At 27.8% G+C, this 16,068-nt stretch carries 14 protein-coding genes; 9 read left to right on the top strand and 5 right to left on the bottom strand.

The annotated features are described in order from the left end of the window. The first annotated feature begins 386 nt into the window (after positions 1 to 386). The 4 genes from ACTG45_RS09080 to ACTG45_RS09095 all read left to right on the top strand — a co-directional run bounded on the left by ACTG45_RS09080 (position 387) and on the right by ACTG45_RS09095 (position 3,950). Positions 387 to 1,538, top strand: coding sequence for a GNAT family N-acetyltransferase (locus ACTG45_RS09080; RefSeq protein WP_479920193.1), 1,152 nt, complete (start codon positions 387 to 389; stop codon positions 1,536 to 1,538). A gap of 139 nt (positions 1,539 to 1,677) precedes the next feature. After that, positions 1,678 to 2,316 (top strand): cobalamin B12-binding domain-containing protein, encoded by a 639-nt coding sequence (locus ACTG45_RS09085; RefSeq protein ID WP_021384517.1) that lies wholly within the window; start codon positions 1,678 to 1,680, stop codon positions 2,314 to 2,316. 1 nt (position 2,317) lies between these two features. Continuing rightward, positions 2,318 to 3,340: a uroporphyrinogen decarboxylase family protein gene (locus ACTG45_RS09090; RefSeq protein WP_479918663.1), complete on the top strand. Its 1,023-nt coding sequence runs from the start codon at positions 2,318 to 2,320 to the stop codon at positions 3,338 to 3,340. Next, positions 3,330 to 3,950: a hypothetical protein gene (locus ACTG45_RS09095; protein ID WP_479920194.1), complete on the top strand. Its 621-nt coding sequence runs from the start codon at positions 3,330 to 3,332 to the stop codon at positions 3,948 to 3,950. The genes ACTG45_RS09090 and ACTG45_RS09095 overlap by 11 nt, the downstream gene beginning before the upstream one ends. A gap of 310 nt (positions 3,951 to 4,260) precedes the next feature. Here ACTG45_RS09095 and ACTG45_RS09100 read toward each other — a convergent pair whose 3' ends face one another. From ACTG45_RS09100 to ACTG45_RS09115, 4 genes are all read right to left on the bottom strand, one after another. Further along, complete coding sequence (locus ACTG45_RS09100; RefSeq protein ID WP_021384506.1) at positions 4,261 to 4,923, bottom strand: nitroreductase family protein; 663 nt, start codon at positions 4,921 to 4,923, stop codon at positions 4,261 to 4,263. A gap of 34 nt (positions 4,924 to 4,957) precedes the next feature. Then, a complete protein-coding gene (locus ACTG45_RS09105) occupies positions 4,958 to 5,539 on the bottom strand; it encodes a TetR/AcrR family transcriptional regulator (protein WP_021384511.1) in 582 nt (193 codons plus the stop codon). A 433-nt stretch (positions 5,540 to 5,972) separates the two neighbouring features. Next, positions 5,973 to 6,659 carry a YjjG family noncanonical pyrimidine nucleotidase gene (locus tag ACTG45_RS09110; protein ID WP_479918664.1) on the bottom strand — a complete coding sequence of 229 codons (687 nt, stop codon included), beginning with the start codon at positions 6,657 to 6,659 and terminating at the stop codon, positions 5,973 to 5,975. Between the two features lie 13 nt (positions 6,660 to 6,672). Continuing rightward, positions 6,673 to 7,218: a helix-turn-helix domain-containing protein gene (locus tag ACTG45_RS09115; protein ID WP_021384563.1), complete on the bottom strand. Its 546-nt coding sequence runs from the start codon at positions 7,216 to 7,218 to the stop codon at positions 6,673 to 6,675. Positions 7,219 to 7,449: 231 nt separating this feature from the next. Between ACTG45_RS09115 and ACTG45_RS09120 the strand changes: the two genes are divergently transcribed. From ACTG45_RS09120 to grdF, 5 genes are all read left to right on the top strand, one after another. Further along, positions 7,450 to 8,697, top strand: a complete 1,248-nt coding sequence (locus ACTG45_RS09120; RefSeq protein ID WP_479920195.1) for a GntP family permease — start codon at positions 7,450 to 7,452, stop codon at positions 8,695 to 8,697. Positions 8,698 to 8,780: 83 nt separating this feature from the next. After that, positions 8,781 to 10,775 carry an ATP-binding protein gene (locus tag ACTG45_RS09125; RefSeq protein WP_479920196.1) on the top strand — a complete coding sequence of 665 codons (1,995 nt, stop codon included), beginning with the start codon at positions 8,781 to 8,783 and terminating at the stop codon, positions 10,773 to 10,775. Next, entirely contained in the window at positions 10,775 to 12,097 is a 1,323-nt protein-coding gene (locus tag ACTG45_RS09130) for a sigma-54-dependent transcriptional regulator (RefSeq protein ID WP_479920197.1), read from the top strand. The genes ACTG45_RS09125 and ACTG45_RS09130 overlap by 1 nt, the downstream gene beginning before the upstream one ends. A gap of 280 nt (positions 12,098 to 12,377) precedes the next feature. Continuing rightward, on the top strand, positions 12,378 to 13,664 hold the full coding sequence (grdG, locus tag ACTG45_RS09135) for a sarcosine reductase complex component B subunit alpha (RefSeq protein ID WP_479920198.1): 1,287 nt from the start codon (positions 12,378 to 12,380) through the stop codon (positions 13,662 to 13,664). A gap of 85 nt (positions 13,665 to 13,749) precedes the next feature. Then, the gene (gene grdF / locus ACTG45_RS09140) at positions 13,750 to 15,057 is read left to right on the top strand and encodes a sarcosine reductase complex component B subunit beta (RefSeq protein ID WP_079746977.1); all 1,308 of its coding nucleotides are present in this window, start codon (positions 13,750 to 13,752) and stop codon (positions 15,055 to 15,057) included. Between the two features lie 693 nt (positions 15,058 to 15,750). Here the strand turns inward: grdF and ACTG45_RS09145 are convergent. Then, positions 15,751 to 15,975, bottom strand: a complete 225-nt coding sequence (locus tag ACTG45_RS09145; protein WP_021384566.1) for a FeoA family protein — start codon at positions 15,973 to 15,975, stop codon at positions 15,751 to 15,753. Positions 15,976 to 16,068 lie beyond the last annotated feature (93 nt).

A 16,068-nucleotide genomic window follows, 5' to 3' on the forward strand; every position in this document is an offset into this window, starting at 1 on the left:
ATTTGTAACCTACATATACTATTTTAGTACAATTGAACCATAAAGTCATTATTTAAAAGCAACTTAGAGTATTTTCTATTTATTGATTTATAATTTATAATAAAAAAAGAAGGTAATAAAAAAATTATAACCTTCTCGAAAAAGTGATTATTTCAATTGACCTATAGACATTAATCATATAAATATATATAAAATATTTCAACATATTTTGCATAACTGGTCATTTTATAGGTGTAACTGGGAATTAGATGTATATTTTATAAAAATTTGCTAAAAAAACAATTAAAAATTGCAAAGAAAAAAGATATAATTAGAAATGTAGTAATAAATGTTTTATTATAGATAATAGAGTTTAAGTATTTTAAATAATATTTGGAGGAGTATAGATGGAATTAAGACCAAGAAGTGCAAAACTAGAAGAATTCGATAAAGTAATAGAATTAATAAACTATGTATTTAGGGTATCAAGAAATCATAAGCCAACTATGATGGAGGAATTTCCTATCCTGTTAAATAAAAACAATGTAGAAAATATGATTGTAATATCAGAAGATAATAAAATAGTTTCAGATGTAAACTATCTAATTCAATATGTATCTATTCAAGGAAATAATCTGAAGGTTGCAGCCATTGGTGGAGTGTGTACCCATCCAGATTATGAAAAAAAGGGATATTCATCTAAGATATTGGATAAAGTAGAAGAAAAAATGTTTTATGATGGTGTAGATGTTGTAATCATTTCAGGAACAAGAACTTTATACAGTAGAAGAAATTGTAGTTTGGTAAAAAGTTTCTATAAATATACAATAAAACCTGAGAATGTGAAAATACCATATGAAATAGTCGAATTTGATGAAACTAATTTTGAAAAAGATGATGATTTAAATAAAATGGTTGCACTATATAATCAAAATAGCACTAGATTCATAAGAACAAAAGATGAGTTCAAAAAATTATTACATGCGGCAACTATTGCTTGGGGACCAATTGATTACAAGAAAGTATTTATAAAAGAAAATAATAATGTTATAGGATATTTAATAATAAGAACAATAAAAAAAGAAAATTCTATTGTAGGAGAAGTGGCTGAGATAGGTTTAAACTCTGTAAACGTTGAAAATGTATTGAAATATGTTACAAATAAATTTGGTTTAGAATACTTAGATTATAAAGTACACGTGAGAAATCTTAAAGACCAATTACAAGGTAGTGAAATAAAAACTTTAGATTATCAACAAGGAACGATGAAAATAATAAATTTTGTAAAATTGTGTGATAACCTAAGAAGTTATTTCAATCAATATGTAGATTCTGAGATATTAAAATATATGGAATTTAAACAACTTGAAAATAAATATATCATTAAATATAAAGAAGAAGAACTTGTAATAGAAAGTTTGGATAAACTTAATAAACTGTTTTTTGAAAAAAACGAAGAGCAATACAATGAGTTTAAACATTTAAAAAATATACATGAATTTGCAACAAAGGTATTTCCTTTAGATTTTCCATGGACTGCAAATTTAAATTATCAATAATTGTGTGCTTTTCGACTGTATTCAATGAAAATGGATTATGTCTAAAGAGAGTTCTTATTAAATAACATAAATTAGTGTATGTTAAAAAAGTGTTAAAAAAAGAAATTTTGTGAGATATTAGAAGGGATGAAATTATTATATGGACATACTTGATGATATAGCAGAATGTATATTAAATATGGGTGTAGACAATATAGAAAATCTAGTTAAAATTGCAATAGATAAAAACATTAATGTAGAAGATATTTATGAATATGGCTTAAATAAAGGTATGATAGGAGCTTTAGATAAATTTGAGAACAAAGAATACTATCTTTCAGAAGTTATAGTATGTACAGATGCATTAAATAAAGGAATTAATCTTTTGAAAGGAACTGGAAAAGTAAAGAAAAAATCAAAGGGAGTAATTCTGATGTCTGTAGTAGAAGGAGATACCCATGAGATAGGAAAAAACATTGTAAAAGTAATGGTAGAAGCTACTGGATACAAGGTTATTGATTTAGGTGTAAATAGAAAAAGTGAAGATATAATAGAGGAAGCTATAAAAAACAATGTGGATATAATAGGTTTATCTTCAATGATGACAACTACCATGGAGAACATGAAGTCAGTCATAAATGAGCTTAATAGGATTAAGATGGATAAAAAACCTAAAGTAATAATTGGTGGAGGTCCTGTAAGTATGGAGTTTGCAGAAGAAATCGGAGCAGATGGATATAGCTCAAATGCTCCAAAAGCAGTCAAATTAATAAACAAACTTATAGGAGGTGAAGTTTAAGATGTTTTCAGACATGACTTTACTTCAATATATAAACAGTGAAGATAGAGGTTTTTTTCTTCCTGATATGGGGACAAATGGATTATTTCTAATAAATAAAAAGGCCTATGAAGTATATGATAGTGTAGATATACAACTAGAATTAGCAAAGACTATGGACAAGTATTTTGAATCAGATTTTATATATTCATTCTGTGATGGTATTACATTTTGTGAGACTTTAGGTCTAGAGACACTAAGACCAGATTATGATTTTCCAAGTGTATTAACACATACTATAACTGATAGGGAAAAATTAAGAAAGCTAGAAGTTCCAGACCCTTATACGAGTGGACGTATGCCACTTAATATAGAAAGTTTGTCACTTATATCAAAAAGTATAAAAAAACCATTATATGAGGCTATACAAGGTCCGTTTACACTTGCAGGTCAATTAGCTGGAGCTACACAACTTTTGAGATGTATAATAACTGATAAAAAATTTGTGGAAGAGTTATTGGAATTTACAACTGAATTGGTAAGAAGATATGCTGTGGCTGCAAATAAAGCAGGAGCCAAATATATTTCAATAGCAGAACCAACATCAGTGACCTTAAGCAAAGATAGATTTGATGAGTATATAGTAAAAAATTTAAATAAAATCTATGATGAGCTTGATTGTTGGAAAGGTATGCATATATGTGGAGATACTAGAGAATTATTAGACAATATGTTAAATTGTAATATAGATGCAGTGAGTTTAGACCAAATTTTAGACTATGAAGAAATTGCTCCAATGATTCCTAGAGATATAGTATTGATTGGTAACTTAGACCCAATAAAACTTCTTGGACGCTCTAATCCAGATAAAATTAGGAGAGAGACACTAAAGTTGTTAAAGAAGATGAGAGGTTATGACAATTTCTTATGTAACTTTGGATGTAACTGTTTAAATACCACTCCAGTAGAAAATTTACAAGCAGCTATAAAGGCAGGAAGAATTAGTTATAAAGAATTAGATAGGATTGATATTAATGAATTATAATAATAATGAAAATAAATCTTTTTTAGAATATCTAAATTTAGAAGATATTTTTATAGATAAAAATATTGTGTTAAAGTTTTTAGGGTATGGAAATAGGAAAGCTCCAGATACGATTAGTGAAATTGTTGAGAGAGAAATAAAAAATATAAATGATAATTTAGATATTAAGATATATATAAGTGAAGTTGACATTAATAGAATGCCTAAAAAGTGTAAAAAAGCATTTGCTATACTGTACACAATAGGAGATAAGAGTGACATCAAGATGAATGACTATATGAAAAATTGCAATATGATGGCAGGGTTAGCCTTGGATAAAATAGGTGTAGTATGCTTAGATTGTATTAATGAAAAAATAAAAAGATACTTAAAAAAAGAATATAGTAATCTCAATATATCATATGAGATATATCCAGGAGATAAAGATTTTGAGGTTGAGAAACAAAGAGATATTTATAACTATATAAAAAATAAATATAATAATGTAGAAATAGAAATCAATAATTATCATCAACTATCACCTATAAAGAGTGTTGCAATGCTTATTTTAATGGGAGATGAAGAAAATCTCGAATCAAGATGTAGTAAATGTCCTCAAAAATGCTTTTAGATATCTTCAAGATTGAAACTTGTTTTATGTATGAATAGCAATGATTTTTTTAGTTACATTTGTAAGCTGAAAAACATAGCAAAAATACATTGCATCATATCAGTACTGAAACGTAAAAATTGAATAAAGTATATAGATTACAAAATGCCATAAAAAAGATATTCAAAAAAGATGTTCCATAGTCGATTTTTAGCCGTTCAGAAGTGGATGGCTATTTTTATACCTCAGATACTAAAAAAGAGCTATTTTATATGTTATCAAATGTAAACAGCTCTTTTTGTAAGCCTTTACTAAATAAATATAAGATTTATTACCATTTTTCTAAAGTGATATCAGCTCCCAATTCAAAATGATATTTAATGATTCCTAGGTCTATATTGCTATACTTACTTTCCTTTACTTCGAATCTAGGTTTTTCGCTTTCTAATGTTATCATAAAATTCTGTTTATTCATTGCAGTAGGTGCAAGTAATACGGCTTCCATACCTTTTTCAAACCAAGCAGGCATATCCGTACTAACATTACACACTTGAGACATAGGTTTAGATTTATGTGCTGTACCTTGTGTAACTCCATATCCAATTGCCAGTACACATACCAATGTTTGATTATCTTTAATAATAGCCTTACACTTTCTTTTTTTATATGTTACTGCAACCCAGCACGTATTTAATCCCAGTTGTTGTGCTTTTAAAGCGATACGTTCACCATAATAACCTAGTTTTTCATCAAGCTTATCTCCAGTTGGTCCCACTAGTGCAATGTAATTTTTAACATTGCGAAAGCCTCCATAGTGTGCCATCAGACCTTTGAATACATTTTCATCATCTGTAATGAGTTGTATATCTAAAGAACCTTCCTTATTGCAGAGAGTGATTTCTTCTGTCAATGTTTGAATCTTATTATTTTCTATTTTTTTATCCTGATAGTTTCTAACAGAATGGCGGTTTATCATAGCCTCATAAATAGTCATTTTATTTTTTCCTTTCCAATTTAGAGTATTCATTCTAAAATAAATCTATTTTTGTTTCTAGAAGTGTTTCAGTCAATGCTCCCCAATCGCCTTCATAGTGAAAGCCTTTCATGTTGGCCATAGCAGCAAGTCCATGTGCTGTTGCCCACATGACGATTAAATTATTATGAATATTTTCTTTTGGTACTTGGATATGCTCCATACATTGTGTTGCTATTTCTTTAAAAATAAGAAAAGGTTGAAAATCTCCTTCAAATGAATCTTCTGTCAATCGTATGTTATAATCATCATTATCATAGATAAAAGTGAAATAGTGTGGATTTTCTGCAAAGAAGTTCACATATGATTTTCCTAAGCTTAGAGATAGATAATCTTTAGAAGTATTCAGATTTTCAGTTAATGCTTCACAAAACTTTTTCGTAACATAATTCTTCATTTCTGACAGTAGCTGTTCTGCTGTAGTAAAATGATTATAACAGGCAGTAGGTGATACACCTACTCTTTTTGCCAGCTTTCGCAACGAAAAATTTCCCTTGCCTTCTTCATGAATGAGAGCTAACCCACCTTCAATCAATTCTGTATGCAGGTTGCCGTGATGGTATGGTTTCTTTTTCAATATGAGCCTCCTTATTAAATATTAACACATGTTAACATATTTATAGCATAGCACCTATATTAACATGTGTCAATATTGAGATGAAGATTTATTAAGTCACCTAAAATTGTAAATTGACTTATCATATTGTTATTATTTTTTTATCTAGTCATATGTATTTTTGAATAAATAATACACAAGTAATTAAAAACAGAGAACTAAGGATGCTTTAGATAGAGTATTTAATCATGTAGGCAGAGGGTTTTGAACATTTTAAAATGTTATTTATAGTTAAAGAAGAATAAGAATATAAGTTGATATAGAAAATGTCAGTAGAGCCTATAAACACAGGATATACTGACATTTTCTAACTTGTGAAATATAATCAAAGTTTATATAACAAAAAATTATTACAAAATAATAATATTCTACTTAATATGTAGTGATTTACAGACTAAATAATTTCTTTCAATTCAAGCAGACTACTTATTTCATAAGTTGGTGCATAGCTAGTATTATTTATACTGTTATTGGAATTTAGCCAACAAGTATCTATTCCTGAATTTATTCCTCCTAAAATATCCGATGTCAAACTATCACCAATCATTAACACAGAAGATTTATCATCACAATCAAATTTTTTAAGAGCATATTTAAATATTTCAGGATTTGGTTTTGATATTTTTAATTCTTCAGACACAACAATTCCATCAATATATTCTTTTATTTCTGAGTTCTTAAGTCTTCTGTTTTGAACTTCAGATATTCCATTTGTTATTATAATTATTGTGTACTTTTTCTTGAGATATGATAACATATCGACTGCACCTGGAATTAAGAATGTACATTCACCTAAAAAACTTAAGTACATTTTACTAAGAATTTTAGGGTCAGTATCTAATTTCATTTCATCTGCAAAAAGTTTAAATCGAAGTAATTTAAGTTCATCTAAAGTTACAATATTTTTTTCAAGGTCAAGCCAAAGTTTATCACTTATATTTCTATATATTTTTATGCATTTCTCATAATCAAGTCTCAAACCAAACTTAGATAGAAGCCTTTTAAAAGCATGTGATTCACTCTTCTTAAAATCAAATAAAGTATCATCTGCATCAAAAAATATAAATTTATATGTTTTCATAAGTTTTATTCCTTTATAAGATAACTGCAAAAATTACTTTGCTTTCACTATCTGAATTATTTTGCCATTTGTGTTTCGTTCCTAAAGGAACTTTAACACTATCGCCTTTAAATAGAGTAAATTCATCATCATCCATAAAAAGTTTGACTTCTCCTTCTAAAACATATGCAATCTCATCTCCATTGTGAGTAATTCTATCTACACAAGAAGAAGTATTTGGAGCTAAATCCATAATTGCAAACTCTAAATTACTACTAGAGTCTGGAATTAAAACTTCATATACAACATCATTGCTTCCAGGTAAAATAACTTTTTTTCTACTATCGTGTCTTACTATTAAGCTTTTTTTGTCTACCTCAGATACAAAAAATGTAAATAGAGGAACATTTAGAGAAGAGGCTATAGACTTTAATGAATTTACAGATGGATTAGCAAGGCCTCTTTCTATTTGGCTTAATAATGATGGTGTAACATCAGCTAGTTTTGCTAAATCTCGAATACTTAAATTTTGTTTTTTTCGAACTTCAGCTATTTTTTCTCCTAAATTTAAATCATTCATATAAATATCCCTTCTTTTTCATTTTAAAAAATATTACCCTAAAATAATCAAATAAAAGATTATACAGTATGAAATTATTATAACATATTGAATGGATTTTTGAAAAAATAATGTTCAATCTAATTGAATAAATTAAAATATAATTGACAATAGGATACAGAATACTTAAAATATATTTAAATAAAATTAAATTAAGTAAAAAATAATTAACTTATGATAGGAGGGAGTATTATGCAAATAACAACTTTTGGAGCTATATTTGGCTTATTAGTAGCAATTATTTTAATTATAAAAAAATTTCAAGCTGTTTATAGTTTAATGTTAGGTGCATTTATTGGAGGAATAGTTGGAGGAGCAAACATAACACAAACTGTAGATTTTATGGCAACTGGAGCTATGAATATCTCACCATCAATTCTTAGAGCTTTAGCATCAGGTGTATTAGCTGGAAGTCTAATAAAAACAGGGGCAGTAGATAGGATATCAGAACAGATTGTGAAAATATTAGGTGAAAGGAGAGCTTTGCTTTCAATTGCTGCTTCAACTATGGTACTTGCTGGAGTAGGAGTGAATTTAGATGTATCTATAATAACAGTAGCACCTATAGGCTTATATATAGGTAGAAAATTAAATTATTCTAAACTATCAATACTCTTAGCAATGTTAGGAGGAGGAAAAGCAGGTAATATAATATCACCAAACCCCAATACTATAGCAGTGGCAGGAAATTTTTCTGTCAATTTATCTAGTGTTATGATTGCAAATATAATTCCAGCAATTGTTGGAGTTGTGATTACAGTTATCTTGGCAAGTATGTTAACAAATAAAGGTAATAAAATAGAATCATATGAAATCTTGGAGCAAAGAGAGGATTTGCCAAGTTTATTTAAATCATTATGTGGTCCAATTGTGGCAATCTTCTTATTGTTTTTGGGAAATATATCTCCAATAGTCATAGACCCTATGATAGCTCTTCCAATAGGGGGAATAGTAACTTTAATTGTTACAGGAAATTTGAACAATTCAAGAGAGTATTTAGCTTTTGGATTATCTAAGATGCAAGGAGTTTGTATATTATTACTTGGAACAGGAACTATTGCAGGAATTATACAGGTGTCTGAATTGCAACAGAGTACGATAAGTATACTACAATTTTTAAATATGCCACAATTTTTATTAGCACCAATTTCAGGTATACTTATGTCATTAGCAACAGCATCATCAACAGCTGGAGCTACTATAGCATCATCAACTTTTTCTGATGCTATAATAAATGGTGGTTTATCGCCTATTTCAGGTGCATCAATTGTAAATGCAGGTTCTAGTGTATTTGAGCAATTGCCACATGGTTCATTATTCCATACTAGTGCAGGAAGTATAAATATGGATATAGGAGAAAGATTTAAATTAATTCCATATGAAGCATTAATAGGAATAGTAATGACTATAGTTTCAACAGCTATTCAATTAATCCTATAATAAATACAAATATTTAATGAAAAAGTAGGATTTTGTTATTAAATATTGAATTTAATAATAAAAAAGAAGATTGGAGTTTTAAAGTGAATAAAAAAAAGATAGTTATTATGGGTATTATTTATTCTTTTTTAGTGGTATTTTCACTTACAAATATGTATGTAAATACGGAATATAATCTAGATGTATTTGAATATATTAAAAAATCACTGCCATTTACAAAAGAAGAAAAAGAATGGTTAGAAGGACATGAGAATTTGATGTATAGCTCTGACCAAAGTTCTCCTCCTTTGAGGTATAAAGGTAATGAAGATGGACAATATAAGGGAATTATTGTTGACTTAATGAATTCTCTGTCAATTCAAATTGGTAGAGACTTTTATTTTAAGCCAAATACTTGGTGGAAAGAATCTTTCGTAAATTCGGTAGATGATAGTATCAAATTCTTTGATTTAATTCCATCAAAGGAAAGGGAAAAGAAATTTATATTTACTGACCCAATATATACTTTGAGTGCAAATATATTAAAAGATAAGAAATCTCAAAATATAAATAGTTACATGGATTTAAAGGGAAAGACAATAGCAATACCAGAAGGTGACTATTCTATAAATTTTTTAAAGCAAAAAGTTGGAAACATAAATATAGTATTAACTCCAGATATAAAGACTGGGGTTAATCATTTAATGTCAGGAAGGGTAGACGCAGTTGTAGGTGATGAGCCAGTATTACAATATTATATAAGCAATTATGGACTTTCAAATAAATACAATATTTTAACTAGTCCTATTTATACTAAAAAGGCTGTTCTTGCTGTACCTAAACAATATGAAGAATTGGTCAGTATTTTAAATAAAGGAATTTTTAAACTTCAAAAAAATGGTGTATATAAAGACTTAAAGAAAAAATGGTATCCTGCATATAATGATGTTGATGATGTATTGTATGAGAGAGGAATTGTACCAAGTATTTATCTTTTTATAGGTATAATCTTAATATCAATTTATATATTTTATAGCTATACATATTTATTAAAGATAGAAATAAAAAGAAAAACAGAAGAAGTACTGGAAAATAAAAAAACTTTAGAAGCTACATTTAATAGTATTACAGATATAATAATGCTTATAGATGAAAATTACAACATAGTAGAGTCCAATAAAGTTCTATATGATTTTGTAGACGAAATAAGTTATAAAAGAGAAGATTTAATTAACATGATAAAGGGAATTATTGAAAATACATTTTCTGACAATGCACATAAAACAAATGAAATTGAATTACATAATAAGATTTTAAAGATAAATACTTTTCCTGTAGAATATAAAAAAAATAATATTGAGTACATAGTGGTTCTCATTAAAGATATAACGAATGATAAAATAGTAGATGCAAAATTACTTAGAGAAAATAAAATGATATCTATAGGGCAGCTAGCTTCTGGTGTAGCACATGAGATAAGAAATCCTTTAGGAATAATAAGAAACAATTGTTATCTTTTAAAAGATAATGTTACAATGGAGGAAGTAAATGACTGTGTAAAATCTATAGAAAGCAATGTAGATAGAGCAAGTAATATAATAACAAACTTGTTAAATTTTGCAAGGATATCAGACGATAATCTAGAAAATATAAATATAAGAAGTTTTATTGAAAATATAGTCAATCTTCAATATAAAATCTTACAGTTAAAGAATATTGAAGTAAAAATAGAGTGTGATAAGAATTTAGTATGCTATATAAATGGAGAATCATTGAAACATGTATTTATAAATTTGATTTCTAATGCAGTAGATGCAATACATGAAAGTGGGAAGATTATTATAGACTGTTATGTAGAAAACGGTTACTTGTTTATAGATTTTAAAGATAATGGTGAGGGAATAAAAGAAAATGCTTTGAAGGATATATTTAATCCTTTCTATACTACAAAGCCAATAGGTGAAGGGACTGGTTTAGGCCTATATATTACTTATAATGAGATTAAAAAGAATAATGGAGATATAAGTGTAAAAAGTAAATTGGGTATTGGAACTTGTTTTCATATAAAGATTCCACTAAATAAAGAGGTGACTATATAATGAAAATACTAGTAGTTGATGACGAGTTAGAGTATGGAACGGTAATGAAAAAAATTCTACAAAAGAATGGATATCTTGTAGATATAGCAATAAGTGGGGAAGAAGCTATAAATATCATTAAAAAAGATAAGAATTATGACTTGGTTTTATCTGATGTTATGATGAAAAATATGGATGGAGTACAGCTATTAGATAGAATTAAATCTATTAATAAAAGTATAGAAGTTATATTAGTTACAGGATATGGAAGTATTGAAAATGCAGTAGATGCTATGAAAAGAGGTGCTCTATCTTATTTTATAAAGAGTAATCCTATTGAAAATTTATTAGAAGAAATTGAAAAGGTAAAAGTAGTGAAAATGTCGTTTTCTACACAAAAGAATAATTTAGAGTTTACTTTAGAATCCAAAAACAGAAATTTTAATGATGTCATAAAAATAGCAGAAAAAGCTGCTTGTAAAGATGTTAATATGTTAATTTTGGGGGAGTCTGGTGTAGGCAAAGATATACTAGCTAGGTATATACATAGTATAAGTCCAAGACGAAATCAGATATTTGTGCCTGTAAATTGTTGTGTTTTTTCAGAAAATTTATTGGAGTCTGAGTTGTTTGGTCATGAAAAAGGTTCTTTTACAGGAGCAGTGGATAGTAGAAAAGGTAGATTTGAACTTTCGAATAAAGGAACTTTATTTTTGGACGAAATAGGAGATATACCTTTAAATGTTCAAGTAAAATTACTAAGAACACTGGAAGATAAATCTATAGAAAGAATAGGAAGTAATAAATCAATTAAAGTTGATTTTAGGTTAATTTGTGCAATGAATAAGGAACCAAAAGTAGAAATATCAAATGGAAGTATAAGAGAAGATTTTTTTTATAGGATAAGTACAATAACAATAACTATACCACCGTTAAGAAGTAGAAGAGAAGATTTAAATACACTTATAGAATTTTTCTTAAATAAGTACCAAATTGAACATGATAAAAAGGTATGTTCAGTTGATAAGGAAGTAATGGATTTTTTATTAAATTATAATTATCCAGGAAATATAAGAGAATTAAAAAATATAATAAATAGGCTTGTAGTTTTAAGTGAAGAAGGTAATTTATCAAAAGATAATTTAAATTTAATATCAAATAATGTGCATATAGATGATAAAATAAGTATTAGGCCTCTAAGGGAGATAAGAAAAGAATTTGAGTGTGAGTATATTGAAAAGGTTTTATCTTTATGTGGAAATAATGTTTCAAACACAGCTAAAAAATTGGAGATTAGCAGAAGACAATTAACTAATAAAATATCAGAATATAATATCAAGTGAGAAAAAAACTTCTCATTAAGTGAGAAAAAAATTTCTCAAACTTTATTAAAAGATAAGCAGAAAAATCTGTTTATCTTTTTTTATTATAATTTTTAAAATTAAGATTTACAATAATTATTGCTAAATTCAATACTTATAAAGATTAGAAATGAAAATATCTATGACATCAATATATATAATATAGATTTTAAATAATTGGCATAGAAAATGCTTTATATATGAATAAACATAATAACAAATACTTTTAATTGCGATTAAATATATTAAGGGGGATTTTCATATGAAGCTAGAGCTAGGGAATATATTTATAAAAAATGTTGAATTTGGAGAAAAGACAGAAGTAAAAAATGGAGTACTATATGTGAATAGTAAAGAAATAGAAAAGATAGCCTTAGAAGATGAAAGGATTGTAAGTGTAAATGTTGAACTTGCAAGACCTGGTGAATCAGTAAGAATAGCTCCAGTTAAAGATGTGATAGAACCTAGAGTTAAAATTGGAGATGACAGTAAAATATTTCCTGGAATTATAAACAAAGTAAAAACTGTAGGGAGTGGAAGAACACATGTACTTTTAGGAGCCTGTGTTGTAACTTGTGGAAATATAGTTGGCTTTCAAGAAGGTGTAATTGATATGAGTGGGCCTACTGCTAAATATACACCTTTTTCAAAAACAAATAATGTATGTATTGTTATAAAGGCAAAAGATGGTATAGATACTCATGATTATGAAGAAGCAGCTAGAATTGCTGGATTGAAAATAGGCGCATATATAGGTGAAGCAGGAAGAGAAGTTGAGCCAGATGAAATAATTGTATATGAGACAAAACCATTATTAAAACAAGTAAAAGAATACCCAAATCTACCAACAGTAGCATATGTTCATATGTTGCAATCACAAGGGCTTTTACATGATACCTATTATTATGGAGTCGATGCTAAACAAATAGTTCCTACTTTTATGTATCCAACTGAGATAATGGATGGAGCTATAATATCTGGAAACTGTGTAGCACCATGTGATAAGGTTACCACATTCCATCATTTAAATAATCCAGTTATACATGATTTATATAAAAGACATGGAAAAGATTTAAATTTTGTAGGTGTTATTTTGACCAATGAAAATGTATTCTTGGTTGATAAAGAGAGAAGTTCTGATATGGTAGCAAAATTAATAGAGTTTTTGGGTGTTGATGGAGTACTAGTTACAGAAGAAGGTTATGGAAATCCAGATACTGACTTAATGATGAACTGTAGAAAGTGTAGTGAAGTTGGAGCAAATGTGGTTTTGATAACAGATGAATTCCCTGGAAAAGATGGAAAGAGTCAGTCTATAGCAGATGCTACTAAAGAAGCAGATGCAGTTGTTTCTTGTGGTCAAGGAAACTTAGTGGTCCATTTTCCAGCAATGGAGAAAATTATAGGAACTTTAGAATATGTTGAAATGATGATTGGCGGGTATAAAGGATGCTTAAATGATGATGGAAGCATGGATGCAGAGTTACAAATAATAATAGCTTCAACTATAGCAAATGGTTATAATCATCTGACAGCAAGATATTATTAAATAAATGGTTGAATATAGAGTTTTGTTAGAGTAATCATTGGTCTAATTAATGTAATAACTATAAAGTGATTTGGAGGGTTAAGAGATGAGTAAAATCAGAGTGGTTCATTATATAAATAATTTCTTTGCTGGTATAGGAGGAGAAGAAAAAGCAGATATTCCGCCAGAGAAAAGGGATGGAGTAGTAGGACCTGGAATGGCATTTCAAAGTCAATTTGACGATGATGCAGAGATAATTTCAACTGTAATTTGTGGAGATACTTATTTTGGTGAAAATATTGAAAGTGCAACTCAAGAACTTTTAAAAATGATAAAAGACGAAAAACCAGATTTATTCATTGCAGGACCTGCATTTAATGCAGGTAGATATGGAGTAGCTTGTGGCGCTATTTGCAAAGCAGTTGAAGAGGAGTTAAATATTCCAGTAATTACAGGAATGTATAAAGAAAATCCTGGTGTAGATATGTTTAAGTTAGATTTACACATAATATCTACAGGAAATTCGGCAGCTAGTCTTAGAAAGGTAGTTCCAATAATGACAAAGCTAGGTCTTAAATTGGTTAGAGGAGAAGAAATAGGACCTCCTGAAGAAGAAGGATATATAATGAGAGGAATAAGAAAAAATTTCTTCCACGAACTCAGAGGTTCTGAAAGAGCCATTGATATGTTGGTTAAGAAGATGCAAGGAGAAAATTTTGAGACTGAGTATCCGATGCCTGAATTTGACAGAGTTACACCTATGAAACCTATTAAGGATTTATCTAAAATAAAACTTGCACTAGTAACTTCTGGAGGGATAGTTCCAACTGATAATCCAGATAAAATTGAGTCTTCAAGTGCTACCAAGTATGGAATTTATGATTTAACAGATATGAGTTCTATGTCAAATAAAGAATTTACAACTATACATGGAGGTTATGATAGAGCATATGTTCTTGAAAATCCTAATTTGGTTGTGCCATTAGATGTAGTTAGGGAATTTGAAAAAGAAGGTGTAATTGGAGAATTAGCAAATTATTTTATCACTACCACAGGAACAGGAACAAGTGTTGGAAATTCTAAAAGATTTGGGGAATCACTTTCTAAGAAATTATTGGAAGATAATGTTGATGCTGTAATTTTAACATCTACATGAGGCACTTGTACTCGTTGTGGAGCAACGATGGTAAAAGAGATAGAAAGAGCTGGTATAGCAGTTGTTCATATTTGTACTGTTGTACCAATATCACTTACAATAGGAGCTAACAGAATTGTTCCAGCAGTAGGAATACCATACCCACTTGGAAATCCTAATTTAGGAGAAGAAGAAAGTAAAAAGATTAGAAAGAATATAGTTTTAAAAGCTCTAAATGCCCTAAAAGAGGATATAGAAACTCAAACAGTATTTGAATAATAAAAATATAACACAACACTTAGATTAAAAAGATATCATAAAATAGTTTTTGAAATTATTTTATGATATCTTTTTTTATTATACAAATTGAAAATAGTAAAAATTATTTGTACTGCTTAAATTAAATTTATAAAATGATAAATTAATTTACTATAATCTTGATACACAAATTTAAATTAGATATACTATGAAAAGTGAGGTTATTACATTTCGGAACATCTATTCAACATATTAGAACAGATTAATTGAATAGAAAAAATTAACTTTATATAATAATTAGAATAATAACAAGAAAGAAGGTGTATATATTGATTTCAATTGCAATTTGTGATGATGAATTATATATGCTAAATCATCTAAAAGAAAATATACAATCATATATGAAGTAGAATAATCTATCATATAATATAGATATTTTTGATTAAAAAATAGCTACGCACACTTGTGACTTTAGTCGTGAGTTAGTCAATATAGTTTACTTATAAAAATAGTTTTTATTTTGTACTATTAAGGAATAATATCCATAGATATATTTATTTGTAATTAATATATCTATGGATATTTATATGTAGTTTTATAAGAGTATTATTTATAAGTCTGTATTAATAATTTTTATACTGATGTAGTATCAATTTAAGATTATCTATACACATAAAAAAAGAGATTTTAAAATCTCTTTTTTATTCTTATATATTAATTGTTTTTTAAATTTATATTCTTTGCATCGGATTTTCTAATAGCCAAATCAAATCCTCTAAATCTAATCACTATAGGGTCATTAAGAGGAGCTATCTTTTTAACTTCAACCTCAGTGCCATCTATTAATCCTAAAGCTAGAAGTCTCTTCATAAGTTTTTCATTACCAGCTATATTGTCTATAACTCCCTTTTGTCCAAGTTTCAAATTGTAAACAGTCATTATTAACACCTCCTAATGAAAATCATTATCAAATTCTATATTTATAATATATAACAAAAATAGCAAATTGTCAATATATAACAAAAAAATAAA

The organism is Clostridioides sp. LIBA-7602 (assembly GCF_056688945.1).

Coding starts and splice junctions, on each gene's coding strand:
- ACTG45_RS09095 (WP_479920194.1), top strand. CDS start 3,330: ATGAATTATAATAATAATGAAAATAAATCTTTTTTAGAATATCTAAAT.
- ACTG45_RS09130 (WP_479920197.1), top strand. CDS start 10,775: ATGAAAATACTAGTAGTTGATGACGAGTTAGAGTATGGAACGGTAATG.
- grdG (WP_479920198.1), top strand. CDS start 12,378: ATGAAGCTAGAGCTAGGGAATATATTTATAAAAAATGTTGAATTTGGA.
- ACTG45_RS09090 (WP_479918663.1), top strand. CDS start 2,318: ATGTTTTCAGACATGACTTTACTTCAATATATAAACAGTGAAGATAGA.
- ACTG45_RS09145 (WP_021384566.1), bottom strand. CDS start 15,975: ATGACTGTTTACAATTTGAAACTTGGACAAAAGGGAGTTATAGACAAT.
- ACTG45_RS09085 (WP_021384517.1), top strand. CDS start 1,678: ATGGACATACTTGATGATATAGCAGAATGTATATTAAATATGGGTGTA.
- ACTG45_RS09110 (WP_479918664.1), bottom strand. CDS start 6,659: ATGAAAACATATAAATTTATATTTTTTGATGCAGATGATACTTTATTT.
- ACTG45_RS09120 (WP_479920195.1), top strand. CDS start 7,450: ATGCAAATAACAACTTTTGGAGCTATATTTGGCTTATTAGTAGCAATT.
- ACTG45_RS09100 (WP_021384506.1), bottom strand. CDS start 4,923: ATGACTATTTATGAGGCTATGATAAACCGCCATTCTGTTAGAAACTAT.
- ACTG45_RS09080 (WP_479920193.1), top strand. CDS start 387: ATGGAATTAAGACCAAGAAGTGCAAAACTAGAAGAATTCGATAAAGTA.
- ACTG45_RS09115 (WP_021384563.1), bottom strand. CDS start 7,218: ATGAATGATTTAAATTTAGGAGAAAAAATAGCTGAAGTTCGAAAAAAA.